This window comes from Streptomyces kunmingensis (assembly GCF_039533535.1).
GTDB classification, from domain to species: Bacteria; Actinomycetota; Actinomycetes; order Streptomycetales; family Streptomycetaceae; genus Streptomyces; species Streptomyces kunmingensis.
In genome coordinates, this window is sequence record NZ_BAAATS010000019.1 from 296,849 (window position 1) to 323,836 (window position 26,988).

General features: G+C 70.8%; 28 protein-coding genes. 8 read left to right on the forward strand and 20 right to left on the reverse strand.

What is annotated here, in order from left to right; all coding sequences use genetic code 11:
• Positions 1 to 70: 70 nt before the first annotated feature.
• The 10 genes from ABD366_RS25670 to ABD366_RS25715 all read right to left on the reverse strand — a co-directional run bounded on the left by ABD366_RS25670 (position 71) and on the right by ABD366_RS25715 (position 12,404).
• Entirely contained in the window at positions 71 to 1,324 is a 1,254-nt protein-coding gene (locus ABD366_RS25670) for an SLC13 family permease (RefSeq protein WP_411293720.1), read from the reverse strand.
• Between the two features lie 94 nt (positions 1,325 to 1,418).
• Complete coding sequence (gene gatB / locus ABD366_RS25675; protein WP_324769536.1) at positions 1,419 to 2,933, reverse strand: Asp-tRNA(Asn)/Glu-tRNA(Gln) amidotransferase subunit GatB; 1,515 nt, start codon at positions 2,931 to 2,933, stop codon at positions 1,419 to 1,421.
• A 16-nt stretch (positions 2,934 to 2,949) separates the two neighbouring features.
• Positions 2,950 to 3,183 carry a hypothetical protein gene (locus ABD366_RS25680; RefSeq protein ID WP_324769591.1) on the reverse strand — a complete coding sequence of 78 codons (234 nt, stop codon included), beginning with the start codon at positions 3,181 to 3,183 and terminating at the stop codon, positions 2,950 to 2,952.
• A 5-nt stretch (positions 3,184 to 3,188) separates the two neighbouring features.
• Entirely contained in the window at positions 3,189 to 4,682 is a 1,494-nt protein-coding gene (gene gatA, locus ABD366_RS25685) for an Asp-tRNA(Asn)/Glu-tRNA(Gln) amidotransferase subunit GatA (protein WP_324769538.1), read from the reverse strand.
• Positions 4,683 to 4,687: 5 nt separating this feature from the next.
• A complete protein-coding gene (gatC, locus tag ABD366_RS25690; RefSeq protein WP_018531282.1) occupies positions 4,688 to 4,984 on the reverse strand; it encodes an Asp-tRNA(Asn)/Glu-tRNA(Gln) amidotransferase subunit GatC in 297 nt (98 codons plus the stop codon).
• Positions 4,985 to 5,071: 87 nt separating this feature from the next.
• The gene (locus tag ABD366_RS25695) at positions 5,072 to 7,567 is read right to left on the reverse strand and encodes an EAL domain-containing protein (protein WP_324769539.1); all 2,496 of its coding nucleotides are present in this window, start codon (positions 7,565 to 7,567) and stop codon (positions 5,072 to 5,074) included.
• 232 nt (positions 7,568 to 7,799) lie between these two features.
• Positions 7,800 to 9,998 carry an NAD-dependent DNA ligase LigA gene (gene ligA, locus ABD366_RS25700; protein WP_324769592.1) on the reverse strand — a complete coding sequence of 733 codons (2,199 nt, stop codon included), beginning with the start codon at positions 9,996 to 9,998 and terminating at the stop codon, positions 7,800 to 7,802.
• Positions 9,999 to 10,069: 71 nt separating this feature from the next.
• Positions 10,070 to 11,089, reverse strand: a complete 1,020-nt coding sequence (locus ABD366_RS25705; protein WP_324769541.1) for a methionine synthase — start codon at positions 11,087 to 11,089, stop codon at positions 10,070 to 10,072.
• A gap of 43 nt (positions 11,090 to 11,132) precedes the next feature.
• On the reverse strand, positions 11,133 to 11,831 hold the full coding sequence (locus ABD366_RS25710) for an SDR family oxidoreductase (RefSeq protein ID WP_324769543.1): 699 nt from the start codon (positions 11,829 to 11,831) through the stop codon (positions 11,133 to 11,135).
• 27 nt (positions 11,832 to 11,858) lie between these two features.
• Positions 11,859 to 12,404: an LOG family protein gene (locus ABD366_RS25715; RefSeq protein WP_324769544.1), complete on the reverse strand. Its 546-nt coding sequence runs from the start codon at positions 12,402 to 12,404 to the stop codon at positions 11,859 to 11,861.
• A gap of 63 nt (positions 12,405 to 12,467) precedes the next feature.
• Between ABD366_RS25715 and ABD366_RS25720 the strand changes: the two genes are divergently transcribed.
• From ABD366_RS25720 to ABD366_RS25740, 5 genes are all read left to right on the forward strand, one after another.
• A complete protein-coding gene (locus tag ABD366_RS25720; protein ID WP_324769545.1) occupies positions 12,468 to 12,794 on the forward strand; it encodes a DUF427 domain-containing protein in 327 nt (108 codons plus the stop codon).
• Positions 12,795 to 12,836: 42 nt separating this feature from the next.
• Entirely contained in the window at positions 12,837 to 13,205 is a 369-nt protein-coding gene (locus tag ABD366_RS25725) for a hypothetical protein (RefSeq protein ID WP_324769546.1), read from the forward strand.
• A 212-nt stretch (positions 13,206 to 13,417) separates the two neighbouring features.
• Positions 13,418 to 13,771, forward strand: a complete 354-nt coding sequence (locus ABD366_RS25730) for a hypothetical protein (RefSeq protein WP_324769547.1) — start codon at positions 13,418 to 13,420, stop codon at positions 13,769 to 13,771.
• Positions 13,768 to 14,886 carry a hypothetical protein gene (locus ABD366_RS25735; protein ID WP_324769549.1) on the forward strand — a complete coding sequence of 373 codons (1,119 nt, stop codon included), beginning with the start codon at positions 13,768 to 13,770 and terminating at the stop codon, positions 14,884 to 14,886. The genes ABD366_RS25730 and ABD366_RS25735 overlap by 4 nt, the downstream gene beginning before the upstream one ends.
• A gap of 32 nt (positions 14,887 to 14,918) precedes the next feature.
• On the forward strand, positions 14,919 to 15,197 hold the full coding sequence (locus ABD366_RS25740) for a hypothetical protein (RefSeq protein ID WP_324769551.1): 279 nt from the start codon (positions 14,919 to 14,921) through the stop codon (positions 15,195 to 15,197).
• A 19-nt stretch (positions 15,198 to 15,216) separates the two neighbouring features.
• On the opposite strand, the gene mnmA is transcribed toward ABD366_RS25740, so the two are convergent.
• Entirely contained in the window at positions 15,217 to 16,353 is a 1,137-nt protein-coding gene (mnmA, locus tag ABD366_RS25745; RefSeq protein ID WP_324769552.1) for a tRNA 2-thiouridine(34) synthase MnmA, read from the reverse strand.
• Positions 16,354 to 16,452: 99 nt separating this feature from the next.
• Between mnmA and ABD366_RS25750 the strand changes: the two genes are divergently transcribed.
• On the forward strand, positions 16,453 to 17,139 hold the full coding sequence (locus ABD366_RS25750) for an N-acetylmuramoyl-L-alanine amidase (protein WP_324769553.1): 687 nt from the start codon (positions 16,453 to 16,455) through the stop codon (positions 17,137 to 17,139).
• Positions 17,140 to 17,205: 66 nt separating this feature from the next.
• Here ABD366_RS25750 and ABD366_RS25755 read toward each other — a convergent pair whose 3' ends face one another.
• The 3 genes from ABD366_RS25755 to ABD366_RS25765 all read right to left on the reverse strand — a co-directional run bounded on the left by ABD366_RS25755 (position 17,206) and on the right by ABD366_RS25765 (position 19,024).
• Complete coding sequence (locus ABD366_RS25755; protein ID WP_324769593.1) at positions 17,206 to 18,375, reverse strand: cysteine desulfurase family protein; 1,170 nt, start codon at positions 18,373 to 18,375, stop codon at positions 17,206 to 17,208.
• Positions 18,376 to 18,457: 82 nt separating this feature from the next.
• A complete protein-coding gene (locus tag ABD366_RS43505; RefSeq protein WP_411293721.1) occupies positions 18,458 to 18,676 on the reverse strand; it encodes a DUF4190 domain-containing protein in 219 nt (72 codons plus the stop codon).
• Positions 18,677 to 18,865: 189 nt separating this feature from the next.
• Positions 18,866 to 19,024 carry a hypothetical protein gene (locus ABD366_RS25765; RefSeq protein WP_324769556.1) on the reverse strand — a complete coding sequence of 53 codons (159 nt, stop codon included), beginning with the start codon at positions 19,022 to 19,024 and terminating at the stop codon, positions 18,866 to 18,868.
• Positions 19,025 to 19,128: 104 nt separating this feature from the next.
• Here ABD366_RS25765 and ABD366_RS25770 point away from each other — a divergent pair, with 104 nt between their 5' ends.
• Together ABD366_RS25770 and ABD366_RS25775 are read left to right on the forward strand one after the other, a co-directional pair.
• A complete protein-coding gene (locus ABD366_RS25770; protein WP_324769557.1) occupies positions 19,129 to 19,752 on the forward strand; it encodes a TetR family transcriptional regulator in 624 nt (207 codons plus the stop codon).
• Between the two features lie 18 nt (positions 19,753 to 19,770).
• Complete coding sequence (locus tag ABD366_RS25775; RefSeq protein ID WP_324769558.1) at positions 19,771 to 20,679, forward strand: alpha/beta fold hydrolase; 909 nt, start codon at positions 19,771 to 19,773, stop codon at positions 20,677 to 20,679.
• Here the strand turns inward: ABD366_RS25775 and ABD366_RS25780 are convergent.
• From ABD366_RS25780 to ABD366_RS25805, 6 genes are all read right to left on the reverse strand, one after another.
• Complete coding sequence (locus ABD366_RS25780; RefSeq protein WP_324769559.1) at positions 20,624 to 21,616, reverse strand: helix-turn-helix transcriptional regulator; 993 nt, start codon at positions 21,614 to 21,616, stop codon at positions 20,624 to 20,626. The genes ABD366_RS25775 and ABD366_RS25780 overlap by 56 nt on opposite strands.
• Before the next feature lie 221 nt (positions 21,617 to 21,837).
• Positions 21,838 to 22,707, reverse strand: coding sequence for a thioesterase family protein (locus ABD366_RS25785; protein WP_324769560.1), 870 nt, complete (start codon positions 22,705 to 22,707; stop codon positions 21,838 to 21,840).
• A gap of 131 nt (positions 22,708 to 22,838) precedes the next feature.
• The gene (locus ABD366_RS25790; protein WP_324769562.1) at positions 22,839 to 23,510 is read right to left on the reverse strand and encodes a trimeric intracellular cation channel family protein; all 672 of its coding nucleotides are present in this window, start codon (positions 23,508 to 23,510) and stop codon (positions 22,839 to 22,841) included.
• A 91-nt stretch (positions 23,511 to 23,601) separates the two neighbouring features.
• Positions 23,602 to 24,855, reverse strand: a complete 1,254-nt coding sequence (locus ABD366_RS25795; RefSeq protein WP_324769563.1) for an ABC transporter ATP-binding protein — start codon at positions 24,853 to 24,855, stop codon at positions 23,602 to 23,604.
• Positions 24,856 to 24,875: 20 nt separating this feature from the next.
• Positions 24,876 to 25,979 carry an ABC transporter ATP-binding protein gene (locus ABD366_RS25800; protein ID WP_324769565.1) on the reverse strand — a complete coding sequence of 368 codons (1,104 nt, stop codon included), beginning with the start codon at positions 25,977 to 25,979 and terminating at the stop codon, positions 24,876 to 24,878.
• Positions 25,976 to 26,977 (reverse strand): ABC transporter permease, encoded by a 1,002-nt coding sequence (locus ABD366_RS25805; protein WP_324769594.1) that lies wholly within the window; start codon positions 26,975 to 26,977, stop codon positions 25,976 to 25,978. The genes ABD366_RS25800 and ABD366_RS25805 overlap by 4 nt, the downstream gene beginning before the upstream one ends.
• Positions 26,978 to 26,988: the final 11 nt, after the last annotated feature.

Here is a 26,988-nt window from a genome sequence, read left to right on the forward strand (position 1 = left end):
GGAAGTACGAGAACCAGCCGAAACGTAAACGTCCAAGCATCCGGAACAAAGGTCCAACTGCTCTCGGCTGTCAGCCGAGGAGCGCCAGGCCGGCCCACAGGGCCACCGTCGAGGCGAGCAGGGTGGCCGGCACCGTGAGCAGTCCGAGGCGGGTGAAGTCACCGAGCTCGGGCTCCGTGCCGTGGGCGTGCACGATGCGCCGCCACAGCAGCGTCGCCAGGGAGCCCACGTACGTGAGGTTCGGGCCGAGGTTGACGCCGATGAGCGCGGCGAGCACCGGGCCGGGGCCTGCCGGGGCGACGGCCGGCAGCAGGGCGAGGATCGCGGGCAGGTTGTTGATGAGGTTGGCGAGCACCGCGGCCACACCGGCGATCGCGAGCAGCGCGGGCAGCGACGATCCGTCGGGCAGGACGTGCGCGATCCCGTCCCCGAGCCCGTTGTCGGCAACCGCCCTGACCACGATGCCGAGGGCGAGGACGAAGAGGCAGAAGGGCAGGTTGAGGGCTTTGACCAGCTCGCCCGGGGTGCTGCGGCGCCGCGCCAGCGAACGGGCGCCGAGCACGAGCGCGCCCGCGAGCGCCGCCCACAGCGGCTCGATGCCCGCGAACGACGTGACGACGAACCCGGCGAGCGTCAGCGCCAGCACCACGAGCGTGAACACCGGGACGCCGGTCTCCTCCCCGGGCTCTGGCTCGTGCGCGGGCGCCGCGAGATCGTCGGCGAAGTACCGGCGGAACACCGCGTACTCGACGCCTACGGCGACCAGCCAGGGCAGCGCCATCAGCCCCGCGAACCGGCTGAAGGTCAGCCCGCTCGCCGCGAACGCCAGCAGGTTCGTCAGGTTGGAGACGGGCAGCAGCAGCGACGCCGAGTTGGCGAGGTGGGCGCTCGCGTAGAGGTGCGGGCGCGGGCGGGCGCCGATCCTGGTGGCCGTGGCGAAGACGACCGGGGTGAGCAGGACGACGGTGGCGTCCAGGCTCAGCACGGCGGTGACCGCGGCGGCCACGGCGAAGACCCCGCCGAGCATCCGCTTCGGGCTGCCGTGACAGACCCGCGCGACGACGTCACCGGCCGCTCTGAACAGGCCGTCGTCGGCGCAGAGTTGCGACAGGAGCAGGATCGCGGCGAGGAACCCGACGACGGGGAGCAGCTCTTTGGTCTCGGACCAGGCGTGGGCGGGGGTGACGGTTCCCAGGCCGATGGCGATCGCGGCGGCGGGTACGGCGGCGACTGCCTCGGGCCAGTTGCGGGGTCGCAGGACCACGCATGCCAGGGTCGCCAGGAGAAGGCCTGTGGCCAGGATCTCGGCCGAGGTCGTACTCAGTGCGCTGCTCCGTTCCACGGGGCTCCGCCCCGGACCCCGCTCCTCAAACGCCGGAGGGGCTGGAAAAGATCCAGCCCCTCCGGAACAAGAAGGCTCAGCCCTCGCTGACGCCCAACTTCTCCAGGATCAGTTCCTTGACGCGAGCCGCGTCCGCCTGACCCCGGGTCGCCTTCATCACGGCCCCCACAAGGGCACCGGCAGCGGCAACCTTGCCGGACTGGATCTTGGCGACGATCCCCGCGTTCCCGGCGATGGCCTCATCCACGGCGGTGGAAAGCGCGCCCTCATCGGAGACGACCTTCAGGCCGCGCTTGTCGACGACCTCGTCCGGCGTGCCCTCGCCCTTGAGGACGCCGTCGATGACCTGGCGGGCCAGCTTGTCGTTGAGGTCGCCCTTCGCGACGAGCTCGGAGACGCGGGCCACCTGCTCGGGCGTGATGGGCAGCGCGCCGAGGTCGACGCCCTGCTCGTTGGCGCCGCGGGCCAGCTCGCCCATCCACCACTTACGGGCGGAGGCCGCGTCCGCACCGGCGTTGATCGTGGCGACGATCGGGCCGATGGCACCGGCGTTGCGGATCGACTGCATGTCGTGGGCGGTGATGCCCCACTCCTCGATCAGCCGGTTGCGCTGCGCGAGCGGCAGCTCCGGGAGCTCGGCGCGCAGCGCCTCGACCCACTCGCGGGACGGGGCGACGGGCACCAGGTCGGGCTCCGGGAAGTACCGGTAGTCCTCGGCGTTGTCCTTGATGCGGCCCGACGTGGTGGAGCCGTCCTCCTCGTGGAAGTGACGGGTCTCCTGCACGATCGTGCCGCCGTCGTTCAGGACGGCCGCGTGGCGCTGGATCTCGAAGCGCGCCGCGCGCTCCACGGAACGGAGCGAGTTGACGTTCTTCGTCTCCGAGCGCGTGCCGAACTCCTCGCGCCCGTGCGGGCGCAGGGAGAGGTTCACGTCGCAGCGCATCTGGCCCTTGTCCATCCGGGCCTCGGACACGTCGAGCGCCTTGATGACCTCGCGCAGCTCGGCGACGTACGCCTTCGCGACCTCGGGGGCCCGCTCCCCTGCACCCTCGATCGGCTTGGTGACGATCTCGATGAGCGGGATGCCCGCGCGGTTGTAGTCGAGCAGCGAGTGCGAGGCGCCCTGGATGCGGCCGGTGGCACCGCCGACGTGCGTCGACTTGCCGGTGTCCTCCTCCATGTGGGCGCGCTCGATCTCCACGCGGAAGACCTCGCCGTCCTCCAGCTGTACGTCGAGGTAGCCGTTGAAGGCGATCGGCTCGTCGTACTGGGAGGTCTGGAAGTTCTTCGGCATGTCCGGATAGAAGTAGTTCTTCCGGGCGAACCGGCACCATTCGGCGATCTCGCAGTGGAGCGCGAGGCCGATCTTGATGGCGGACTCGACGCCGATCTCGTTCACGACCGGCAGCGCGCCGGGCAGGCCGAGACAGGTCGGGCAGGTCTGGCTGTTGGCGTCCTGCTTCAGCTCCGTGGAGCAGCCGCAGAACATCTTCGTCTTGGTGCCGAGTTCGACATGGACCTCGAGGCCCATGACGGGGTCGTACGTCGCGAGGGCTTCCTCGTACGACACCAGGTCAGTCGTGGCAGTCACGGTGAAACTATCCCTCTCAGCCCAGCAGGACGTCGTCGTCGCCCAGGCGCTTGAGCTCCCGGTAGAGGATCGCCAGGCCGGTAGCGATGGCGGCGGCGGACACGGCGGCGTCGATCAGCCGCAGCGTGTCGTTCTCGTTGCGGGCCAGCTTCGCCTGCTTCGCGACGCTGATCGCGCCGAAGGCGGTGCTGGCCAGCGAGACGTAGACGCCGGTCTTGGACTTCTTGAAGTTCTTGGCCTTCTTTGCCATGGCACTCACAGCGACGGAGCCTCCTCAAGCAGCGGGTGCCCCCACTTTTCCACGAAGGCGGCCTCGACGGCGGCACCCACCTTGTACAGGCGGTCGTCCTTCATGGCGGGGGCGATGATCTGCAGGCCGACCGGCAGGCCGTCCTCCGGGGCCAGGCCGCAGGGCAGCGACATGGCCGCGTTGCCGGCCAGGTTGGTCGGGATGGTGCACAGGTCCGCGAGGTACATCGCCATCGGGTCGTCGGCGCGCTCGCCGATCGGGAAGGCGGTGGTCGGCGTCGTCGGCGAGACGATGACGTCCACGTCCTCGAAGGCCGCCTCGAACTCGCGGGTGATGAGCGTGCGGACCTTCTGGGCGCTGCCGTAGTACGCGTCGTAGTAGCCGGAGCTCAGCGCGTACGTGCCCAGGATGATGCGGCGCTTGACCTCGTCGCCGAAACCGGCCTCACGGGTAAGGGCGGTGACCTCCTCGGCGGAGTGCGTGCCGTCGTCGCCGACCCGCAGGCCGTAGCGCATGGCGTCGAACCGGGCGAGGTTCGAGGAGCACTCGGACGGCGCGATCAGGTAGTACGCGGAGAGCGCCAGGTCGAAGGTGGGGCAGTCCAGCTCGACGATCTCGGCGCCGAGCGACTTCAGCAGCTCGACGGACTCGTCGAAGCGCTGCACGACGCCGGCCTGGTAGCCCTCGCCGCGGAACTGCTTGACGACGCCGACGCGCATGCCCTGGACGCTGCCGTTGCGGGCGGCCTCGACGACCGGCGGGACCGGCGCGTCGATGGACGTCGAGTCGAGCGGGTCGTGCCCGGCGATGACCTCGTGCAGCAGCGCCGCGTCCAGGACCGTACGGGCGCAGGGCCCGCCCTGGTCGAGCGAGCTGGAGAACGCGACCATGCCGTACCGCGAGACGCCGCCGTACGTGGGCTTGACGCCGACGGTGCCGGTGACGGCGGCGGGCTGGCGGATCGAGCCGCCGGTGTCCGTGCCGATGGCGAGCGGGGCCTCGTAGGCGGCGAGGGCTGCGGACGAGCCGCCGCCGGAGCCACCGGGGATCCGGGTGAGGTCCCAGGGGTTGCCGGTCGGGCCGTAGGCGCTGTTCTCGGTGGAGGACCCCATGGCGAACTCGTCCATGTTGGTCTTGCCGAGGATGACGACGTCGGCGGCCTTCAGCCGCTTCGTGACCGTCGCGTCGTACGGCGGGATCCAGCCCTCGAGGATCTTGGAGCCGACCGTGGTCGGCACGCCCTCGGTGGTGAAGATGTCCTTCAGCGCGAGCGGGACGCCGGCCAGCGGGCCGAGCTTCTCGCCCTTGGCGCGCTTCTCGTCGACGGCGCGGGCCTGCGCGAGCGCGCCCTCGCGGTCGACGTGCAGGAAGGCGTGCACCTTCTCGTCGACGGCCTCGATCCGGGCCAGGTGGGCCTCGGTGACCTCGACGGCCGTGAGCTCGCCGGAGGCGATCTTCGCGGCGGTGTCGGCGGCGGTGAGCCTGATGATGTCCGTCATGGTGATTAGTCCTCCCCCAGGATCTGCGGCACCTTGAAACGCTGCTGCTCCTGGGCCGGGGCGCCGGAGAGCGCCTGCTCGGGGGTGAGCGACGGACGGACCTCGTCCGCGCGCATGACGTTCGTCAGCGGCAGCGGGTGGGAGGTCGGGGGTACGTCTTGGTCGGCGACCTCGCTGACGCGGGCGACCGCGCCGATGATGTCGTCGAGCTGGCCGGCGAAGTGGTCGAGCTCTTCGGGCTTCAGCTCCAGACGCGCCAGCCGGGCGAGGTGGGCGACCTCCTCGCGCGTGATGCCAGGCATGCAGCGATCCTCTGGGTGGGAGTGTGTGGTTTGGGCTCAATCCTATGGGTCCCGACACCATGCCCGGTCCCGGGCCCGGCCCCGCCGTCAGTTCAGAGGGCGGGGCTCCTCCCCGGTGACCGCCGGCAGCGCCGCGGACTCCCGCTGCCAGCCGCGGGAACCGCGGGCGCGCAGCCAGGCCGTCGTCTCGTCCGGCGGCATCGCGGCGGCGACGAGCCAGCCCTGCACCGCGTCACAGCCGAGGTCGCGCAGCCGCTCCCACGTCTCGTCGTCCTCGACGCCCTCGGCTACGACGAGCAGGCCCAGCGAGTGGGCCAGGTCGACCGTGCAGCGGACGATCTCCGCGTCCTCGTTGTCCACGGCGAGGCGGGCCACGAACGAGCGGTCGATCTTCAGCTCGCTCACCGGCAGCCGCCGCAGGTGGACGAGGGAGGAGTAGCCGGTGCCGAAGTCGTCCAGGGACATCTTCACGCCGTGGCCGGTCAGCCCGGCGAGGGTGTCCGCGGCCCGCTGCGGGTCCTCCAGGAGCACATGCTCCGTTATCTCCAACTGCAGGGAGCCGGCCGGGACCCCGTGCCGCGCGAGCCGCGCGGCGACGGCGCCCGCGAAGCCGGGGGTGTGCACGTCCCTCGGCGACACGTTCACCGCGACCGGCACGTGCAGCCCCTGCGCCCGCCACCGCGCGACCTGGGCGAGCGCCGTGTCCAGGACGTACTCGGTCAGGTGCGGCATGAGTCCGGACGACTCGGCGATGGCGATGAACTCGTCCGGAGGAACCTTCCCTCGCTCCGGATGCACCCACCGTACGAGCGCTTCGAGCCCGGCGACCTGGCCGTCGAACTGCACCTTGGGCTGGTAGTGCAGCTCCACGTCCCCGGCGTCGAGGGCGAGCCGCAGATCGCCCAACAGGCCGAGCCGGTCGGGGGTGTTGGAGTCCCGCTTCGACTCGTACACCTCCACCCCGCTGCGGTCCCGCTTGGCCTGGTACATCGCGACGTCGGCGCGCCGCAGCAGTCCTTCGGCGTCGAGCGCGTGGTCGGGGAAGACGGCGAGCCCGGCGCTGGCCTCCAGGACGAGCGTCAGCCCGTCCAGGTCGAGCGGTGAGCCGAGCGCGGCGACGAGGTTGCGGGCGACGCGTGACGCGGACGTCGTGGAGTCGGCGACCGGCAGCAGCACGGCGAACTCGTCGCCGCCGATCCGCGCGGCTTCCGCACCGCGCGGCAGAGCGGCTCTGAGCCGATCGGCGATCTGCAACAGGAGCCGGTCACCGGCGAGGTGGCCGAGCGTGTCGTTGACCGACCGGAACCGGTCGAGGTCGATCAGCATCAGCGCGCTGCGTGCCCCGATCCGCTCGGCGTCGTCCAGCGCCGTCCAGGTGCGCTCGAGGAGCCACTGCCGGTTGGGCAGTCCGGTGAGCGGGTCGCGCAGCTGTTCCTCGGCGCGGGCCCGCGCGATCCACAGCGTGGAGTCGAGCGCGACCAGCGGGATCGCGAACAGCGGCAGCAGCACCGGCAGGGCGATCGCCACGACGCAGACCAGGGGCGCGATGCCGAGCAGTGCGACGCCGACCAGTCCCTGGCGCATCAGCGCCGTCCGGGCGACCGTCGGCAGCCCTGAGGGGCGCGGCGCGTGGACGTACCAGAGCAGGGCGCGGGTGATGAGTAAATACGCGGCCGCTACGAGCACGACCTCGGGCACGGCGGCGAAGGTCCAGGTCTCCGGCTGCCACGGGGTCTCGACGGACGGTACGCGGCCGAACGCGGCCAGCACGAGGGCGCCCGCGCCGATCCCGAGGATGTCGATCGCGCCGTGCAGGACGCCCTGTCGCCAGCGGTGCCGGCGTGCGGCGCCGACGAGGACGACGACGGTGAGGCTGACCATCCCGGCGGGCACCCAGCCGTAGAGGAGCAGCACGGCGAGGGTGAGCGCGGCGCCGGAACCGGTGCCGCCCCACCAGCGGTCGCGGCCGAGCGCGACGAGATGGCCGACGATGATCCCGGTCAGTACGGCGAGCGACCAGCCGATCGTGCCGGACGGGAAGAGTGCGTGGTGGCCGGCGAAGGCGCGGTAGAACCCGGCGCCGAGGACGACCGCGGCGAGGGTGACGATCACGCCGGGCAGTAGCGGCAGCGCCGCGGCCCGGGAGGTGCTGTCGGGCTGCCCCGCGTGCTGGTTGCTGGCCGGGGTCGCGACGCCGATGGTGCCGGCCGGGGGCGGTCCCGCGGACGCCGTGCCGTTGGCCGTCCTGGACAGCGGTCCCGAACCGTTCGCGGTCCTTGGGCCTGTCGGGTGGCGCTCGCCGCCGCGCGCGGTCCCGCCGGGGCCGGCTCCGGTGGTCGGAGCTCCGGGGCCCGCGGGCCCGCGGGTCCTGCCGAAGGCTGTCCGGGCCCGGTCTCGGTCGGGGCGGATGAAGCCGCGTCCCGCCTCGCGCCACCAATTGCGCCAGTTCACCACATCACCGCGCTCGTTCTCCCCGCGACCGCTCTCGCTGCTGTCGCCCCCGCCACCGTGCGTCTGCCCGCGCCGCGCGCGTCGGCGCGGACGCAGCCGTGAGTCCGGGGCAGCGCTCTCGGTCGGTTCCATTCCCGTCCCTCTCACAGCCGGCGGTGCCCACATCCACTGCCCGCTCCCCCGGTTTTCCGAGAACCGGAGGATTTGCCCCATCCGCAGCAGGACACGGCAGACGCACACCCTCAACAGTAGGCCGCAGAAGGCTTTCACGGGCACCAGACGGTCGCGCCCGACCGCTGTTGCCCGAATGCGACCTGGCCACCCGTATGCATCTGGTATGCGCCGAACGGGTGGCCTTCAACCGCTACTCCGTGGTCGGTTCTTCTACGGGAAGTGCCACTTCGGCGGCGGCTTCGGGGCCCTGATCGAGCAGGACTTCGAATCCGTCCTCGTCCAGAACCGGAACCTTCACCTGCATGGCCTTGTCGTACTTGGACCCTGGGTTCTCCCCGACGACCACGAACGACGTCTTCTTGGAAACGGAACCGGTGACCTTGGCGCCTCTGCTCTGCAGCGCCTCCTTCGCCCCGTCCCGCGTGTGGTTCTGCAGCGTGCCGGTGACGACGACGGTGAGCCCTTCGAGCGGCCGGGGCCCTTCGTCCTCACCCGCGCCCTCTTCCTCCGTGCGCACACCGGCCTCGCGCCACTTGCGCAGGATCTCGCGGTGCCAGTCCTCCGCGAACCACTGCTTCACGGACGCGGCGATGATCCCGCCGACCCCGTCGGTGGCGGCGAGCTCCTCCTCGGTGGCCTGGTCGATGCGGTCGATGGAGCGGAACTCGCGGGCCAGCGCCTGGGCGGCGACCGGGCCGACGTGCCGGATGGAGAGCCCGTTGAGGAAACGGGCCAGCGGGCGGTCCTTGGCCGCCGCGATGTTCTCCAGCATCGCGACCGCGTTCTTCTTCGGCTCGCCCTTCTGGTTGGCGAAGACCGTGACGACCTTGTCCTCGCCGGTCTTCGGGTCGCGCTTGGGCAGCCCGCTGTCCGGGTCGAGGACGTACGCCTTGATGGGCAGCAGCTGCTCGATGGAGAGGCCGAACAGGTCGCCCTCGTCGACGACGGGCGGCTCGGGCGGCTCCAGCGGGGCGGTGAGCGCGGCGGCGGCGACCTGTCCGAAGTTCTCGATGTCCAGGCACTCGCGGCCACCGAGGTAGAAGAGGCGCCCGCGCAACTGGGCAGGACACCCACGGGCGTTGGGACACCGCAGGTCCTTGTCGCCCTCCTTCATGGCCCGCAGCGGGGTATTGCACTCAGGGCACTCGGCGGGCATCACGAACTCCCGCTCGCTGCCGTCCCGCAGGTCGGCGACGGGCCCGAGGATCTCGGGGATCACATCACCCGCCTTGCGAATGACGACGGTGTCCCCGATGAGCACGCCCTTCTTCTTCACGACCTCCTGGTTGTGCAGCGTCGCGAACTCGACCTCGGAGCCCGCCACGGTCACCGGCTCCACCTGCGCGTACGGCGTGGCCCGGCCCGTACGCCCCACGCTGACGCGGATGTTGACCAGCTTGGTGTTGACCTCTTCGGGCGGGAACTTCCAGGCGATGGCCCAGCGCGGGGCGCGCGCGGTGGAGCCGAGGCGGCCCTGGAGGCGGATCTCGTCGAGCTTGACGACGACGCCGTCGATCTCGTGCTCCACGGAGTGCCGGTTCTCGCCGTAGTACGCGATGAACGCGCGCACGCCGTCGAGGTCGTCGACGACCTTGTTGTGCTTGGCGGTGGGCAGCCCCCATTCGCGGAGCAGGTCGTACGCCTCCGACAGGCGGTCGATGTCGAGGCCCTCGCGGGCGCCGATGCCGTGGACGACCATGTGCAGGGGGCGGGTGGCGGTGACGCGCGGGTCCTTCATGCGCGCGGATCCCGCCGCCGCGTTCCGAGGGTTGGAGAAGGGCTTGTCGCCCGCCTCGACCAGCCGCGCGTTCAGCTCGTCGAACTTCTCCATGGGGAAGAAGATCTCACCGCGGATCTCGACGAGGGCGGGGACGCGGTCGCCCTTGAGGCGGTCGGGGATGTCCGCGATCGTGCGCACGTTGGGCGTGATGTCCTCGCCGACGCTGCCGGTGCCGCGGGTGGCCGCGCGGGTCAGCCGCCCGTGCTCGTACGTCAGGTTGACCGCGAGACCGTCGATCTTGAGCTCGCACAGGAAGTGGTAGCCGGGGGCGCCGACGTCCTTGGCGACTCGCTCGGCCCACGCCGCCAGCTCCAGGTCGTCGAAGGCGTTGTCCAGGGAGAACATGCGCTCGCGGTGCTCGACGGCGGTGAACTCCGTCTCGTAGGCCCCCGAGACCTTCTGGGTCGGCGAGTCCGGGGTGCGCAGCTCCGGGTACTGCTCCTCCAACGCCTCCAGGGAGCGCAGCAGCTTGTCGAACTCGGCGTCCGAGACGACCGGTGCGTCCTTCACGTAGTACCGGAAGCGGTGTTCCTCGATCTGGTCGGCCAGGTGGCCGTGCTCGTCCCGCGCCTTGGGAGGCACGGGGCTCTGCCCGGCGACCTGGTCGATCTTCCCGGCCCGTCCGTGTTCGGCGTTTCCGGCAGCCACCGTCTCGTCCTCCCGTTGCCTTCGGTCCCCGGTCACTCAGGGTTGTCCGCGAGTGATCTTGCTGCCCGGGCGCAGTGGGCGAGCGCCGCACGGGCGTACGCGGGTGAGGCGCCCGCGAGTCCGCACGACGGGGTGACCGTGACCGCCTCCGCGAGCGACCCCGGATTCAGCCCCAGCCTGCGCCACAGCGTCCTGACACCCATGACGCTACCGGCAGGGTCTGACAATGGACTGTCGATGCCGGGCACGACACCGGCCAGAAGCTTGGTACCGCCCTCGACCGCTTCACCGATCGTTTCGTCGTCACGCTCGGTGAGCAGGGAGAAGTCGAACGAGATCGCGTCGGCCCCGGCTCGGCGCAGCAGCGCGAAGGGCACGTCGGGGGCGCAGGAGTGGACGACGACGGGGTCGCCCCCGGCCGCCGCCATGACGTCGCGCAGGGTGCTCTCGACGAGCTGGCGGTCGACGGCGCGGTACGTGCGGTAGGTGCTGGCGGTCTTGACCTGTCCGCGCAGGACGGCGACGAGGGAGGGCTCGTCCAGCTGGAGAACGATCCGGGCACCGGGGACACGGCGCCGGACGTCGGCGAGATGGGAGCGCAGGCCCTCGGCGAGCGACCCGGCGAGGTCACGGCAGGCGCCGGGGTCGGAGAGGACGGCCTGCCCGTTCCTCAACTCCAGGGCCGTCGCGAGGGTCCACGGCCCGACGGCCTGCACCTTGACCGGGCCCTCGTACCCCTGCGTGAACTCCTCCAGGGCGTCGAGGTCCTCGCCCAGCCACGACCATGCGCGCCTGGTGTCACGGCCCGGCCGGTCGCCGAGGCGCCAGCCGCTGGGCTCCACGCGCGCGTACAGGTCCACGAGCAGCCCGGCGGTCCGGCCGATCATGTCGGCGCCGGGGCCGCGCGCGGGCAGCTCGGCGAGGAACGGCATCCCCTGTTCGGGGCCCTCGAAGGAACCGGTGACGGTCTTGGCGGCCTCTCGGGCATCGCCGCCGGGCATCGAACCGACGCCTGTGGCCGGCCCCCACCTGAAGTCGCTCTTTTCGCTCACTCAGGAAGGGTACGTAACGTCGGCGTCGGTGTTCTCTGTCAGGTCAGCGTCCCGGGCGCACCGTCAGGTCGTTGACCTCCGCGTCGCGCGGCAGGTCGAGGGCCATCAGGATCGTCGTGGCGACGGACTCGGGGTCGATCCAGCGCGACGGGTCGTACTCCTTGCCCTCCTGCTGGTGCACCTTGGCCTGCATGGCGCTCGCTGTGCGGCCGGGATAGACGGAGGTGACCCGCACCCCGTTCCCGTGCTCCTCGTGGCGCAGCGAGTCGGCGAGGGCCTTCAGGCCGTGCTTGGAGGCGGCGTACGCGGACCATTCGGGCCCGGCGTTGAGGCCGGAGCCGGAGTTCACGAAGAGGACGTGGCCCTGGGCGAGGCGGAGCTGGGGCAGGAAGTGGCGGGTCAGCTCGGCCGGGGCGATGAGGTTGACGTTGAGCTGGTGGCGCCACGTCTTCGGGGTGAGGTCCCCGACGGCGCCCAGGTCGACGACGCCGGCGATGTGCAGCAGCGAGTCGATCCGGCCCGGCAGCGACTGGTGCGAGAACGCCCAGGACAGCTTGTCGGGGTCGGCGAGGTCGCCGACGAGCGTTCTGGCACCGGGGAACTCGGCGGCGAGCTCCTTGGCGCGGCCCGCGTCGCGCGCGTGGAGGAACAGTTCGTCCCCGCGCGCGTGGAGGCGGCGGGCGACGGCGGCGCCGATGCCGGAACCGGCGCCGGTGATCACATGGGTAGCAGTGCCTGTCATAGCCGCCATGCTCGCACTACTCGACCGCTACTCGACGCCCTGCGACTCCTCCAGGTAGGCCACGGCACCGACCGGCTCCTCGGCGAAGAACACCAGGTCGGTGAGGGGGATCGGCAGGAAACCCTCGTCCTCCATGCGCCGGAACTGCTCCTTGAGGCCGTCGTAGAACCCGGCGCTGTTGAGCAGCACGACCGGCATGGTGGTCTTGCCGTGCTTCTTCAGCTCGAGGATCTCGGTGGCCTCGTCGAGCGTCCCCGTGCCACCCACCATGATCACAACAGCGTCGGCCTTCTTGAGCAGCAACGCCTTGCGCTCGGCGAGATCCTTGGCGATCACCATCTCGTCGGGCGCGGTGACGGCACGCGCCTTGGCCGCGAGAAAGTCGACGGAGACCCCCATGAGCCGCCCTCCCGCCTCCTGCACCCCGTCGGCGACGACCCTCATGAGCCCGCTCTCCGAACCGCCCCACACGAGCGTGTGCCCGCCCTTGCCGAGCAGCTCGGCGAACTCGCGGGCGGGACGGGTGTAGCGGTCGTCGAGGTCGGCGGCGGAGAGGAAGACGCAGATGTTCATGGGCTCCACGGTACGGGGCTGTGTTCGGGGAAGAACGGCGGCTTCATCGGCGCTGAACCCCGTATGACTCCTGGACACAAGATCACGATCGAGCACGGTTCGCAGCGGGTGCGCGTGGTGCGGGACGGGCAGGTGCTCGCCGAGAGCGCGCGGCCGCTGCTGTTGCGCGAGACGGGCTGTCCCGTGCGCTATTACCTCCCGGGTGAGGACGTCGCCGTCGACCTCCTGACCCCCTCGGACACGACGACGTACTGCCCCTTCAAGGGAACGGCCTCCTACTGGTCGCTGCCGGACGCTCCCGACGCCGTCTGGTCGTACCCCGAACCGAAGACGGACGTGGCCGCCATCAAGGGGCACTTCTGCTTCTACGAGGTGGAGGTGGTGGGATGAGTTCCTACGGGCCTCTGCGGAGGGGCCAGAGCTAGGAGCTGGGTGGGCGTGACGCAGGGATACGGGCAACAGGGCGGTCCGGTGGGCGGGTTCGGGGCGCCGCCGCCGATGTTCGGGCCGCCGGTGGTGGCGGGCGGGCCGGAATTCGTTGCGGCCGATGAGTTCAACGGACTGGTCGTCGATCCCGAGGGGGTCCACTTCGAAATGGGCCCGCACGGCATCGAACTGCCCTGGTCACGCCTGCGCACGGTGCAGTTCCATCCGCTGGACGGGGGGTTGTCCGTGAGCGCCGTGACGGTCGACGGGCCTGTGTACGAGTGCCGGGTGCGGGCTCGGCGGCGGGCGCAGGTGGGGCGGTGGTGTACGGAGCTGGCGGGTGTTCTGCATCACTATCTGGGGGCTCGGGGCTGAGCGCCGCCCTTCGGGTCGCAATTCACCGCCTTCCGGAGCCAGTTGACGGCTAGCCCATTCGGATGAGGCGCCGCGCCGGGGGTCGGCCAGCGGGCCCTTGCGCCCCGGCCGTCCTGCGCGCCCGTCTCTCCCCTTTGCACGGCCTCTCTCCTTCTCCTCCCTCACTACTGTGCCGCTCCCTGCGATATGCGCTGCCGCACCGAGGAGACGTAGTGACCGCCGAGACGCCGCACCGGCTCGACCGAGCCACCTACATGGACCTGACGGACGACCCCGTCCAGCAACGCCTTCTGCGCCGGGCGATGGAGGTGTTCCGCCGGGGTGACGCGGGCCCCGTCCTGAAGGAGATGTCCCAGGAGGTACTGGCCGGCCGGGTGGGGCTGCGGGAGGCCACGCGGATTTCTGCGTATGCGGAGGCGGTGATTGAAGGGGGTCGGGATTTCCGCTCGCGCTGGGAGGCGATGTCGGATGCGGAGCGGGAGGCGCTGACCCGGGCCGGCGAAGAGCAGACGGCTGCGGAACGGGTCCGTATGCAGGCCGAGCGTGCCCGGCGGAGGCCGGTATGACGCTGGCCGTGAAGTCCGCAGACCTGGTCGGTTACGCGGGCCTCGTCCGCCGGGCGGCCGGCGACTGCGGGACCGCCCGCGCCTACCTCGATCGCAGCACCGCCATCGACTCCTCGCTCATCGGAGAGTTGTGGGACGGGGCGGTTGGTGATCACGAGAAGAGGGTGCGTGAGGCCCGTGACGTCCTGGGCCGTTTCGACGCGATCCTCGACGCCTCGGTGGGCGAGCTGAAGAAGACAGCCGCCTGGTACGACTCGATCGACCTGACACAGGCCCGAAAGCTCGACGCGACCTATCCGGGCGTGACGCCCTCCCACGTCCCCCGACCTCGTCCGAGCGGTGGTACGTCGTTCCGGGACGTCAGCGATGCCGGCAGCCGCCTCAAACCACCGGGCGGAGCGGACGGCTGGCTCCAGGGACATCTGGCGGAGCTCGAGTTCGCGCCCGCCAACAAAGTCGCGGGGACTCTGCTCGACTTCGGCAGTGTGTCCGCACTGGCGAACGAGGGCCTCAAGTTCGCCTTCGGCTACGACATCCTCGGAAACGTCACCAACTGGCTCATGGGTGACTGGCAGAGCTACGCCGATTGTGCTGACGCGTGGGACTGCCTGGGGGGCGCGTGCAGCGACATGGCCGCGAACATTCGACACGGGAATTCCGTGCTCGACGTCACGTGGCAAGGAAATGCCGCGGACGCCGCGTGGAAGTATTTCGACAATTCGGCCGGAAAACTCGACGCGACACGCGATGCCTTTCACGACCTCCGGGATCGGTACCTGAATGTGGCCAGGCTCGTCTTCTCGTTCGCCGAGACAGCGAAGGGTGCGATCGCGGAGATCTGCGACTGGGGAATTCAGGTCGCTGTCTCCGCCGCCGCCTCCACCGCAGTGGCATTCTCCGGGGTCGGCATCGCCCGAAGTTTCGTCGGCGCGGCCTTCGCGGCAGAACGCGTGACCGCCATGGTCAAGCGGTATCGGGAACTCACCGAGCAGTACGACCGCCTGATGGCCGCCGTCAACCTCGCGTTCGCAGCCGTCGGCGGCATGTGCGCGCTTGTCGGCGATATGCGGAAGTTCCCCGTAGTAGGCAAGAGCTACGACAACGCACTGCTGTAAGACGCCCACCCAACCCCAGCAGAGAAGATTGCATGAACCTCGAACAGAGACTGGCCGACGAAGCGCGGGACAATCGTGACCGGCGGTTCACCGCCCTCGCGCTGGCGTTCTTCGCCGCGATGGCGGCTTTCGGAACCGTGACGCACACCATGGAGGGGACACTCCCGCCGCCTATGGTCGGCGCGGACCTGATGTTGTTCTACGGCGCTTATCTGGCGGTTCAGGGGTGGCGCCAAAAAGAGACACGTCTCTCTTGCGCCGCCATGCTGGTGGTGCCCGGGCTCGCCTTTGCCGCCTACCTCGTCAAGTAAGAAAAGGAGGCGTCGCGGGCTACACCCCGGCCGCGACCCGCGACGTCGTAGCGATAGTCGCCGACCCCACCACCCGCGTCCCGTCGTACAGAACGATCGCCTGGCCCGGGGCGACCCCTCGGGCCGGCTCTGTGAAGGTGACGCGGAGTTCGCCGGCGACCAGTTCGGCCGAGACCTCCGTTTCGCCGCCGTGGGCGCGGAGCTGGGCCGTGTAGGTGCCGGGGCCGGAGGGGGCCGCTCCGCACCAGCGGGGCTTGATCGCGGTCAGGGCGGAGACGTCCAGGGCGTCGGCCGGGCCGACCGTGACCGTGTTGTTGACCGGGGAGATGTCCAGGACGTAGCGCGGCTTGCCGTCGGGTGCCGGGGTGCCGATGCGCAGGCCCTTGCGCTGGCCGATGGTGTAGCCGTAGGCACCCTCGTGGGTGCCGAGCTTCGCGCCCGACTCGTCGACGATGTCCCCTTCGGACTTGCCGAGGCGGGAGGCCAGGAACCCCTGGGTGTCGCCGTCGGCGATGAAGCAGATGTCGTGGGAGTCGGGCTTCTTGGCGACGGCCAGGCCGCGGGCCTCCGCCTCCGCCCGGATCTCTTCCTTGGTGGTGACCGTGTCGCCCAGCGGGAACATCGCGTGGGCGAGCTGCCGGTCGTCCAGGACGCCGAGGACGTAGGACTGGTCCTTGGCCATGTCGGAGGCGCGGTGCAGTTCGCGGTCCCCGGACTCGTTCACGATGACCTGGGCGTAGTGGCCCGTGCAGACCGCGTCGAAGCCGAGCGCGAGGGCCTTGTCCAGGAGCGCGGCGAACTTGATCTTCTCGTTGCAGCGCAGGCACGGGTTCGGGGTGCGCCCGGCCTCGTACTCGGCGATGAAGTCGTCGACCACGTCCTCGCGGAAGCGCTCCGCGAGGTCCCACACGTAGAACGGGATGCCGATGACGTCCGCCGCGCGGCGCGCGTCGCGGGAGTCCTCGATGGTGCAACACCCGCGGGCACCGGTGCGGAAGGATTGCGGGTTCGCGGACAGGGCGAGGTGCACGCCCGTCACGTCGTGGCCGGCTTCGGCGGCGCGGGCCGCGGCGACGGCCGAGTCCACGCCGCCCGACATGGCGGCGAGTACGCGGAGGGGACGATCGGCGGGGAGCATCGAGGTCTGCGAAGTCATAGCACTTACAGGGTACGGGGCGTCGGGAACCGAATCCCCCCGGATAAGCGTTGTTGATCTCGTACGGGGACGACGGGGGTGAAAGAGCGGGGGCGTCTTATGGGGGAGCAAGGGGCCGCGAAGGGCGGCCGGGACGGCGGGCGGGCGGTCAGCCGGCGGACCCTGATCATCGGGGGCGTGGCGTCGGCCGTGGGCGTCGGGGTCCTCGCGCGCAGCGATCTGGCGCACATGTGGTGGCAGGTACCGGGCGTCGACAAGCCGCGTGAGGCCGGGGCGGTGGACTACCGGGGCGCGGAGTGGGTGGCGGCGGCCGCGGCGAACTGGCGGCGGGCGGACCGGCCCGCCGACTACACGATCGACCGGGTCATCGTGCACGTCACGCAGGGCAGCTATCAGGGGACGCTGAAGGTCTTCAAGGACCCCTGGCACGGCGCGGCCGCGCACTACGTGGTGCGCCAGGACGGGCACATCGCGCAGATGATCCGGGAGCTGGACGTCGCGTTCCACGCGGGGAACCGGGAGTTCAACGAGCGCAGTGTCGGCATCGAGCACGAGGGGTTCGTCGACCGGCCCGAGGACTTCACCGATGCCATGTACGCGGCGTCGGCCCGGCTGACCGCCGCGATATGCAGACGCTACGGGTTCCCGGCCGACCGTGAGCACGTCATCGGGCACGTCGAGGTGCCGGGGACCGACCACACCGACCCCGGGCCGCTCTGGAACTGGGACAAGTACATGCGGCTGGTCAAGGCTGCCTATGAGAAGGCGGGCGCCGCCAAGGCCTGAGAGCGTGACTTTGCGAGCCTGGCCTCGAACCCCGCTCGCACCCGTACGCGCTCGCATGGGACCTGTTCACGTCAGGCCCGCGCTGCGTGCCCGCTCCACCGCCGGGCCGATCGCCGCCGCCACCGCCTCCACGTCCGCCTCGGTCGACGTATGGCCGAGGGAGAAGCGCAGGGTGCCGCGGGCGAGGTCCGGGTCGGTGCCGGTGGCGAGCAGGACGTGGCTGGGCTGGGCGACGCCCGCGGTGCAGGCCGAGCCCGTCGAGCACTCGATGCCCTGGGCGTCCAGGAGCAGCAGGAGGGAGTCGCCCTCGCAGCCGGGGAAGGTGAAGTGGGCGTTGGCGGGGAGACGGCCGCCGGGGGCCGGGTCGCCGCCGAGGATCGCTTCGGGGACGGCCGTGCGGACCGCCGTGACCAGCTCGTCGCGCAGGGCGCCGATCTCGCGGGCGAACCACTCGCGCCGCTCGGCCGCGATCCTGCCCGCCGTCGCGAAGGCGGCGACGGCGGGCACGTCGAGCGTGCCGGAGCGGACGTGGCGCTCCTGGCCGCCGCCGTGCAGGACGGGGACGGGGCTGTACTCGCGGCCGAGGAGGAGGGCGCCGACCCCGTACGGGCCGCCGACCTTGTGGCCGGAGACGGTCATGGCGGCGAGGCCGGAGGCGGCGAAGTCGACCTCTAGCTGGCCGTAGGCCTGCACCGCGTCGGCGTGCAGCGGGATGGAGAACTCGCGGGCCACGTCGGCGAGTTCACGGACGGGCTGGACCGTGCCGATCTCGTTGTTGGCCCACATGACGGTGGCCAGGGCCACGTCGGCGGGGTGGCGGGCGATCGCCTCGCGCAGGGCGTCGGCGTGCACACGGCCGTAGGAGTCGACGGGCAGGTACTCGACGGTGGCGCCCTCGTGCTCGGCGAGCCAGTGCACGGCGTCGAGGACGGCGTGGTGCTCGACGGGGCTGGTGAGGACGCGGGTGCGGGCCGGGTCGGCGGCGCGCCGGGCCCAGTACAGGCCCTTGACGGCGAGGTTGTCGGCTTCGGTGCCGCCCGCGGTCAGGACGACCTCGCTGGGTCGGGCGCCGAGGGAGGCGGCGAGGGTCTCGCGGGACTCCTCGACGGTGCGCCGGGCGCGGCGGCCCGCGGCGTGCAGGGACGAGGCGTTGCCGGTGACGCCGAGCTGGGCGGTCATCGCCTCGATCGCCTCCGGAAGCATCGGAGTGGTCGCGGCGTGGTCGAGGTAGGCCATGGTGGGCATGATTCTACGAGCCCGCCGGCGGGCCTCGGCCGCCGCGTGGGGTCCCGTCCCACCCGAGGGCTCTCGCCGGGTGTCAGCCGGCGATGCTCCAGGACAGTGTGGAGTCGCCGGCGATGAGGACGGCGAGCACGACGAGGTCGGCGATGCCGAGCCCGAGGCCGAGCAGGGCGCGGCCGCGGCGTGTGGTGCCGCGCCACAGGGCGAGGCCGGCGAGGACGATCGCGATCGGGCCGAGGAAGACGTTCAGGACGAGCAGGCCGACGAGGCCGAGGACGAACGAGGCGACGGCCATACCGTCGGTGTCCCGCCGTCCGGTGGGCCGGACCTCCTGCTCCTCATGTGCCTGCGATGCCTGCTGCGTCTGCCGCGGTTCCTGTGCCGGCTGCGTCTTCTGTGTCCGGTCGGGTGCGGTGAGCTGCATGGTTGGTACCCCCTTACAGATGAAACCTGGTGACTTACCGATGAAACCTGGCGTGGTGGATCAGCTCTGGTGGCGGCGGCCGTAGCGCTCGCGGGCCGCGAAGACGGCCAGCCAGACGGCGATGACGGCGGCGGCGACCAGCGTGAACGAGAGCGGGGCGTGCGCCACGGTGCCGAGCGCGAAGCCCAGCAGGAGCAGAGCCGCTACGAGGAACAGCACGGGAAACCTCTCAGACCGAATCTGGATTACAACTGTTCACTGACTCACTAGTCTATCCCCGTACGCGGTTTCCAAATACGGAGAACAGTTGTTAACTGGATGACATGAGTCACACTCTCGGCATCCGCCAGGCGCAGAAGCAGAAAACCCGGCAGGCACTCCTGGACGCGGCACTGCAACTGCTCGAGGAGCAGAGCCTCAGCAGCCTGGGCCTGCGGGAGGTCACGCGCGCCGTGGGGGTGGCACCGACCGCGTTCTACCGGCATTTCGACAGCACGGCCGACCTCGGGGTCGCGCTGGTCGACGAGGCGCTCGGCAGCCTGCACACGGTGGTCTCGGAACTGCTCACGGCGACCTGGGACAGCGACGAACGGATCGCGCGGACCGTGGAGTTGATCGCCGCGCATGTGCGTGCCCACCCGGCCCATGTGCGCTTCATCGCGCGCGAGCGGCACGGCGGCGTGCAGCGGGTCAGCGAGGCGATAGGGGCACAGCTCGGGCAGTTCGCCGAGGAGGTGGCCGCGGCCCTGAGCCACGACCCGGAGTCGGCGGGCTGGACCCGGGAGGACCTGCTGATGCTCGCCGGCCTGTACGTCGACCACATGGTGATGACGGCGTCGGTCTTCCTCACCACACCTCCCGAGGACTTCGCCCGCGCGGCGGGACTCGCGGAGCGGCAGCTGAGGCTGGTGAGTCTGGGCCGCAGACACTGGCTGGACGTGTCATGAGCAACTAGCCTTACGGTCATGACATCAGCGGACCGGAACACCGACCGGCACCTCGACCGCACCGATCGGCACCTCGACCGCACCGACTGGTACCTCGACCGCACCTACGCCGGACCCTCCGGTGAGGTCCGCTGGGCCGCGCTCGGCCCGGCCGACGCGCCGCCCGTCGTCCTCGTCCACGGCACGCCGTTCTCGTCCTACGTGTGGCGCGGCCCGGCCCGCGCCCTGGCCGCCGAACACCGCGTGTACGTATGGGATCTGCCGGGCTACGGCGCCTCCGAGATGCGCCCCGACCAGGACCTCACGCTGGACACCCAGGCCCGCGTCCTGGCCGGCCTTGTCGACCACTGGGGTCTGACCGAACCGGCCGTCGTCGCCCATGACTTCGGTGGCTGCGTCGCCCTGCGTGCCCACCTGCTGCACGGCGCCGCGTACTCCAGGCTCGCCCTGGTCGACCCGGTGGCACTCGCACCGTGGGGCTCCCCCACGTACCGGTTGCTCGCCGAACACGCGGACGTCTTCCGGCAGTTGCCGGACGATCTGCACGAGGCGCTCGTGCACCGCTACCTCGGTTCCGCCAGCCGGTCGGGCCTGCATCCGGACACGCACGCGCGGCTCGTCGCGCCGTGGCTGACCGAGGCGGGCAAGGACTCCTTCTACCGGCAGATCGAGCAGAACGACCAGCGGTTCACCGACGACATCCAGGGCCGCTACGGGGAGCTGGAGCTGCCCGTACTCGTCTGCTGGGGCGCCGAGGACACCTGGATACCGCTCGCGCGGGGGCACGAGCTGGCCGAGGCGATCCCCGGGGCCGAACTGCGGATCATCGAGGGCGCGGGGCATCTGGTCCAGGAGGACGCGCCCGCCGAACTCACGGCCGCGCTCGGTCGGTTCCTGCGTGCGGGGCTTGCGCGTACAGAGCGGTGATCGCGGCGGCGCAGCGCGCCAGTTCCTCGCGCACCTCGGGCGGTTCGAGCACTTCCAGGTGGTCGGCGAAGGGTGCCAGCGAGCGGGCCGCGCCCAGGACTCCGTAGCCGAGCCTGACCGTGATCCACTCGCTGGCGCCGTCGTCCTCGGGGTGTTCGGTCAGGGAGTTGCCGCACATCCGCAGGAACAGGTCGAAGCGGGCGCGGCGGACCCTGGCGGTGACGTCGATGCCGCCGGGCCGTACCTCGACCTGTCGCTTCAGCACCGCCCAGGCGTCGGCGAGTTCGACACCGTCGCGCCGCCTGACCGGGGCCTCGGTGACCGTCGCCGCGTGCATCCGGTCCGCGCGGAAGAGGCGGGGCACGCCGCGCCGGTCGGCGACCAGGTACCAGACTCCGGCCTTGCAGACGAGGCCGTAGGGGTCGACGGTGTACGTGCGGGGCGCGTCGGCGCCGCTGTGCCGGTAGCGGATCCGCAGCCGGCGGTCGGCGAAGACCGCGTCCTGCAAGGCGCTGACGTCGACCTCGCGCGGGGGCGGGCCCATCCAGCGCGAGGACTCCACCAGGATGCGCCGTGACGTCAGCTCGGCCGCCGGGCGGTGCGGTGCGGGCAGGGCCACCATGACCTTGCGCAGGGCCGAGCCGATCGCCGAGTCGAGGCCGAGGGCGGCGTGGGCGCCCTGCGCGGCGAGGATGAACAGGGCGCGGGACTCGTCCGCGGTGAGTCCGGTGACGTCGGTGCGGTAGCCGGGCAGGAGGGCGATGCCGCCGTGTCGCCCGCGCTCGGCGTAGACCGGTACGCCTGCGCCGCTCAGCGCTTCGATGTCCCGGTAGATGGTGCGGACCGAGACCTCTAGGGCGGCCGCCAGTTCGGGGGCGGGGACGCGGCCGCGGGTCTGTAGGAGCAGCAGGATGGACAGCAGGCGGTCGGACTTCACCAGCCCAGTCTGGCGTGCCGCATTGGTTGTTCGTCGACCGCGGCCCGGTGGGGGGCTGGTCGCGCAGTTCCCCGCGCCCCTGGAGCATGCGGCTTCGCCGCAGCCCCATGGGGGCGCGCTGGACGCGCCGCTTGAGATGGCGCACGCAGTGCGCATCTCAGGGGCGCGGGGAACTGCACGAAAAGCCCCACCGGGCCGCAGCCGGCGGACAACCGGACGCGTCAGCTCAGTCGGACCCTGGCCAGCTGCCGAGACTGAGCCACCAGCCGACCCTCCGCATCCCAGACCTCCGCGTCCTCCTCCAAGAAACCCCCCGCAAGGTTCCGCGTCGTGATGGAGACGCGGAGCGGGCCCGGAGCCGGGCGGCTGCGGACGTGGACGGTCAGTTCGACGGTCGGGACCCAGCCCTTGAGGCCGAGTTCGAACGCGGTCGGCGGCAGGGCGTCCACCACGAGGAGCAGCGACAGCGGATCCGCGTCGCGGCCGTCGGCCAGGCCGAACCAGGCGCGCATCTCGCCCTTGCCGGACGGCGCGCCGAGCGCCCAGCCGAGGGTGGCCGGGTCGAGCTTGAGGTCGAGGCGGTCGGTGATCGCGGAGCTGCCGGGGACCGGGGGCGCGCCCTCGGGTGCGTCGCCCGCGCCGAAGCACTGGTCGATGGGCGGGAACGCGGGTATCTCCGCGCTGGTGCGCACGTCGTCGGGGAGGGCGTCCAGGTCGCCGTAGGAGGCGAGGACGCGGATGCGCTCCACCTCGGTGCCGTCGTCGGCGTACTGGAACAGGGAGGCCTGGCCGGTGGAGAGGGTGCGGCCGGTGCGGACGACGTCGGTGCGGATCACGGCGGGACCGGGGGCCGAGGCCGTCAGGTAGTGCGCCGAGATCGTGAACGGGTCGTGGTGCGGCAGGGCGTCCGCGAGGGCGCGGCCGAGGACGGCGAGCAGGTAGCCGCCGTTGACGGCGTTGATGATCGTCCAGCCGGCGGAGAGGTCGATGTCGTAGACCCCGGGTGCGCGGCGGGTGACGGCGGTGTCGCGGTCGAACTCGCTGTCGCCGATGCGGGCCTTCGTGGATGCCGTGGATGCTGCTTCTGCCATGCATTGAACGTACAACAGGAAATTACTAAGCGGTAGCTTCTGTCTGTGAAGCCCTGGCCACGCGCCTTCGTCACGCGCCCCGGCGCTCGACCTCGTCGCCCTGGTCACGCGCCCTCGTCACGCAACCCGCGCTACGGCGTCTCCTCCGTCACATCCACCGAGGCCGACCTGCGGTTCCACGCGCGGGGCGCGCGCCAGTGGTAGCGCATCGCGAGCAGGCGCAGGAGGAACGCGGTGAGGACCGCGAGGGAGCTGGTGTAGGCGTTCAGCGCGTCGTAGTTGATGCACAGGACGACGGTGACGGCTCCGACCATCGCGGGCACGGCGTAGAGGTCGCGGTCCCAGCGGACCAGGGACGGCACCTCGTTGGCGATGATGTCGCGCAGCACTCCCCCGCCGACCGCCGTGGCGACGCCGAGCGCGGCGGAGGCGGTGAGGCCGAGCCCGTAGGCGTACGCCTTGGTCGTGCCCGTGACGCAGAACAGGCCGAGGCCCGCCGCGTCGAAGACGTTCACCGCGGTCTGGGTCCGCTCGACCTCGGGGTGCAGGAAGAAGACCAGGGCCGCGGCGACCAGCGGCGTCACGAAGTAGCCGAGGTCGGTGAAGGCGGCCGGGGGCACGGCCCCGATGATCAGGTCCCGGAGCAGCCCTCCGCCCAGCGCGGTGACCTCGGCGAGGACGCCGATGCCGAAGACGTCCCAGTTCTTGCGTACGGCCATCAGCGCACCGGAGATGGCGAACACGAAGATGCCGATGAGGTCGAGCGAGTGCTGGACGGAGGGGGTGAACAGGTTGTGGAGCACCCCATGATTGTTACAGCGCGGGTTTCCGGTTCTGCTTCACCCGGGCGGGGAGCGGCGCGAGGGCCCTTTGCCGCGCTCGCCCCCCAGCGGGCTACTTCTTCTTCGGCTCCTCAGCCGTCTTCGGCTCCTCAGCCGTCTCCGGCACCTCGGACGTCTCCGGCACCTCAGGCGTCTCCGGGGCCTCCGGTGCGGCCTCAGGCGCCTCCGGGGCCTCCGCGGCAGCGGGCTCCGCCGGGGCCGGGACCGTCACCACGTCGATCGCCTCCTTCGCCACCGAGAGGAGCTTGGTGTCCTCCGGGGCCTGGTCCGGGGCGTTCTCCGGGTGGTGGCAGGCGACCTGGTGGCCGGTGCCGAGCTGGAGCAGCGGGGGCTCCTTCGTCGCGCACACCTCCGTCGCCTTCCAGCAGCGCGTGTGGAAGCGGCAGCCGGCGGGCGGGTCGATGGGCGAGGGGACGTCACCGCGCAGCAGGATGCGCTCGCTCTTGGCGCCGCGCCGCTTCGGGTCCGGCACCGGCACCGCGGAGAGCAGCGCCTTGGTGTACGGGTGCATCGGCGTCGAGTAGAGGTCGTCGCGGTCGGCGAGCTCCACGATCTTCCCGAGGTACATCACCGCGATCCGGTCCGAGACGTGCCGGATGACCGAGAGGTCGTGCGCGATGATCACGTACGTCAGGCCGAGTTCCTCCTGGAGGTCGTCGAGGAGGTTCACCACCTGGGCCTGGATCGAGACGTCGAGCGCCGAGACCGGCTCGTCGGCGACCACGAGCTTGGGGCGCAGGGCCAGCGCGCGGGCGATGCCGATGCGCTGGCGCTGGCCGCCGGAGAACTCGTGCGGGTAGCGGTTGTAGTGCTCGGGGTTGAGCCCGACGCGCTCCAGCAGCTCCTGTACGGCCTTGCGTACGCCGCCCTCGGGCTTGACGCCCTGGATGGTGAAGGGCGCGCCGACGATCGTGCCGATGTTGTGGCGCGGGTTCAGCGACGAGTACGGGTCCTGGAAGATCATCTGCACGTCGCGGCGGAGCGGACGCATGCCGCTGACGCCCAGGTGCGTGATGTCCGTGCCCTCGAACTCCACGCGCCCGGCGGTGGGTTCGAGCAGCCGCGTGATCAGCCGGCCCATGGTCGACTTGCCGCAGCCGGACTCGCCGACCACGCCCAGGGTCTCCCCCGAGCGCACGTCGAAGGTCAGCCCGTCGACCGCCTGTACCGCGGCGACCTGCCGCTTGAGCAGGCCCTTCTTGATGGGGAAGTGCTTGACCAGGCCCTCGACCTTGAGCAGCGGCTCACCCTTGGCGGGATCCGGCGAGGTGGCCGGCGAGTCACTCGTCTGCTGAGGGATCGTCATCTCGGGTCCTTTGGCGTCCGTCACAGCTTCGGCGCAATCTCTTCGGTCCAGATCCGCTCCCGCTGCTCGGCCGACATGTGGCAGGCCGAGTAGTGACCGGAGTCGATCTGCTGGAGTTCGGGGCGCTCGCGACGGGTGATGTTGTCCTTGGGGATGTCCGCGTACGGGCAGCGCGGGTTGAAGGCGCAGCCGGTCGGCAGGTTGATCAGGCTGGGCGGGGAGCCCTTGACCGGGGTGAGCCGCTCGGTCTGCTCCCGGTCGATGCGCGGCATCGAGCCGAGGAGGCCCCAGGTGTACGGGTGCTGGGGCGTGGAGAAGACCTGGGTCGCCGAGCCGCGCTCGACGCAGCGGCCGCCGTACATGACGAGGAGCTCGTCGGCCATCTCCGCGACGACCCCGAGGTCGTGCGTGATCATGATGACGGCCGAGCCGAACTCCTTCTGCAGATCCCGGATCAGGTCGAGGATCTGGGCCTGCACGGTCACGTCGAGAGCCGTGGTCGGCTCGTCGGCGATCAGCAGCTCGGGGTTGTTCACCAGCGCCATCGCGATCATCGCGCGCTGGCGCATACCGCCGGAGAACTCGTGCGGGTAGGCGTCCACCCGCTTGTCCGGCTGGGGGATCCCGACGCGGTCGAGCATCTCGATGGCCCGCTTGCGCGCCGTCTTCTTGTCGACGTCGTGGTGGACGCGGTACGCCTCCACGATCTGCTTGCCGATCGTGTAGTACGGGTGCAGCGCGGAGAGCGGGTCCTGGAAGATCATCGCCATGTCGCGGCCGCGCAGCTTGCGGACCTTGTCCTGGTCCGCGGTCAGCAGTTCGGTGCCGTCGAGCCAGATCTCACCGCTGATCTGCGCCTTGCGCCGGCCGTACTGACCGGCGGTGTGCAGGCCGAGGATGCCGAGCGAGGTGACGGACTTGCCCGAGCCGGACTCGCCGACGATGCCGAGCGTGCGGCCCTTCTCCAGCTTGAAGGAGAGCCCGTCGACGGACTTGACCACGCCGTCGTCGGTCGGGAAGTGCACCTTGAGGTCGCGGACCTCGAGGAAAGCGCTGGGAGCGGCCGAGGCGGTGGTGTCGGTGGGCTCACCGACCGCCGCCCCGGTCTTGTGCAGTTCGGTCATCCCAGCCTCACTCGCGGGTCGATCACGGCGTACATAAGGTCCACGACGAGGTTGGCGACGGCGATCGCGAGAGCCGCGAACAGCGTCACGCCGAGGATCACGGGCAGGTCCTTACTGCTGATGGCCTGGACCGCCGCGAGGCCGAGGCCCGGCAGGTTGAACGTGGACTCGGTGAGCACGGCGCCGCCGAGCAGCACACCGAGGTCGAGTCCGAAGACGGTGAGGATCGGGGTCATCGCGGAACGCAGGGCGTGCCGGGTGATGACCGCGGACTCACCGAGTCCCTTGGCGCGCGCGGTGCGGATGTAGTCCTCGCCCAGGATCTCCAGCATGGTGGCTCTGGTGAGACGGGCGTACATCGCGGCGTTGAGGAAGGCGAGCACGATCCACGGCAGGATCAGCGTCTCGAACCAGACGCCGATGGAGTCCTCCGTGGAGAGGCTGTCGGCGATGTGCACCCAGCCCAGGCTGTGGACGAAGATGCCCATCGCGACCATGCCGGTGAAGAAGACCGGCAGGGAGACACCGCCGAGGGCGATGGTCATGGCGGAGCGGTCCCAGAAGGTGCCGCGCTTGAGAGCGGAGAGCACACCGGTGGCGACACCGGCGGCCAGCCACAGGACACAGGCACCGGCGGCGAGCGCCAGGGTGACGGGCAGCGCGTCCTGGAGGGTGTTCCAGACGGGTTCCTCCGTACGGAAGGAGTACCCGAAGCAGGGGGCGGAGCAGTGGGTCACGTCGGCGCCGTTGACGTAGTCGCGGCCCAGCGGGATGCCCTTGACGAAGTCCCAGAACTGGACGAGCACGGGGTCGTCCAGGCCGAGCTTGATCCGGATACCGGCGAGCGCCTCGGCACCGGTTGCCTTGCCGGCGAAGAGGACGGCCACGTCCTGACCCGCCCATTTGGGCAGCATGAAAAAGATGGTGAAGGTCGCCAGGAGAACGACGAGCACCATGATGACAACGGCGAACAGGCGCCGGATGAGATAAGCAAGCACTGTGCGCGGCC

Excerpts from the sequence above, each read along its gene's own strand:
- ABD366_RS25680 (WP_324769591.1), bottom strand. The coding sequence starts at position 3,183 with ATGGCAAAGAAGGCCAAGAACTTCAAGAAGTCCAAGACCGGCGTCTAC.
- gatA (WP_324769538.1), bottom strand. The coding sequence starts at position 4,682 with ATGACGGACATCATCAGGCTCACCGCCGCCGACACCGCCGCGAAGATC.
- gatC (WP_018531282.1), bottom strand. The coding sequence starts at position 4,984 with ATGCCTGGCATCACGCGCGAGGAGGTCGCCCACCTCGCCCGGCTGGCG.
- ABD366_RS25695 (WP_324769539.1), bottom strand. The coding sequence starts at position 7,567 with ATGGAACCGACCGAGAGCGCTGCCCCGGACTCACGGCTGCGTCCGCGC.
- ABD366_RS25710 (WP_324769543.1), bottom strand. The coding sequence starts at position 11,831 with ATGACAGGCACTGCTACCCATGTGATCACCGGCGCCGGTTCCGGCATC.
- ABD366_RS25715 (WP_324769544.1), bottom strand. The coding sequence starts at position 12,404 with ATGAACATCTGCGTCTTCCTCTCCGCCGCCGACCTCGACGACCGCTAC.
- ABD366_RS25720 (WP_324769545.1), top strand. The coding sequence starts at position 12,468 with ATGACTCCTGGACACAAGATCACGATCGAGCACGGTTCGCAGCGGGTG.
- ABD366_RS25735 (WP_324769549.1), top strand. The coding sequence starts at position 13,768 with ATGACGCTGGCCGTGAAGTCCGCAGACCTGGTCGGTTACGCGGGCCTC.
- ABD366_RS25740 (WP_324769551.1), top strand. The coding sequence starts at position 14,919 with ATGAACCTCGAACAGAGACTGGCCGACGAAGCGCGGGACAATCGTGAC.
- mnmA (WP_324769552.1), bottom strand. The coding sequence starts at position 16,353 with ATGACTTCGCAGACCTCGATGCTCCCCGCCGATCGTCCCCTCCGCGTA.
- ABD366_RS25750 (WP_324769553.1), top strand. The coding sequence starts at position 16,453 with ATGGGGGAGCAAGGGGCCGCGAAGGGCGGCCGGGACGGCGGGCGGGCG.
- ABD366_RS25755 (WP_324769593.1), bottom strand. The coding sequence starts at position 18,375 with ATGGCCTACCTCGACCACGCCGCGACCACTCCGATGCTTCCGGAGGCG.
- ABD366_RS43505 (WP_411293721.1), bottom strand. The coding sequence starts at position 18,676 with ATGGCCGTCGCCTCGTTCGTCCTCGGCCTCGTCGGCCTGCTCGTCCTG.
- ABD366_RS25770 (WP_324769557.1), top strand. The coding sequence starts at position 19,129 with ATGAGTCACACTCTCGGCATCCGCCAGGCGCAGAAGCAGAAAACCCGG.
- ABD366_RS25775 (WP_324769558.1), top strand. The coding sequence starts at position 19,771 with ATGACATCAGCGGACCGGAACACCGACCGGCACCTCGACCGCACCGAT.
- ABD366_RS25785 (WP_324769560.1), bottom strand. The coding sequence starts at position 22,707 with ATGGCAGAAGCAGCATCCACGGCATCCACGAAGGCCCGCATCGGCGAC.
- ABD366_RS25795 (WP_324769563.1), bottom strand. The coding sequence starts at position 24,855 with ATGACGATCCCTCAGCAGACGAGTGACTCGCCGGCCACCTCGCCGGAT.
- ABD366_RS25800 (WP_324769565.1), bottom strand. The coding sequence starts at position 25,979 with ATGACCGAACTGCACAAGACCGGGGCGGCGGTCGGTGAGCCCACCGAC.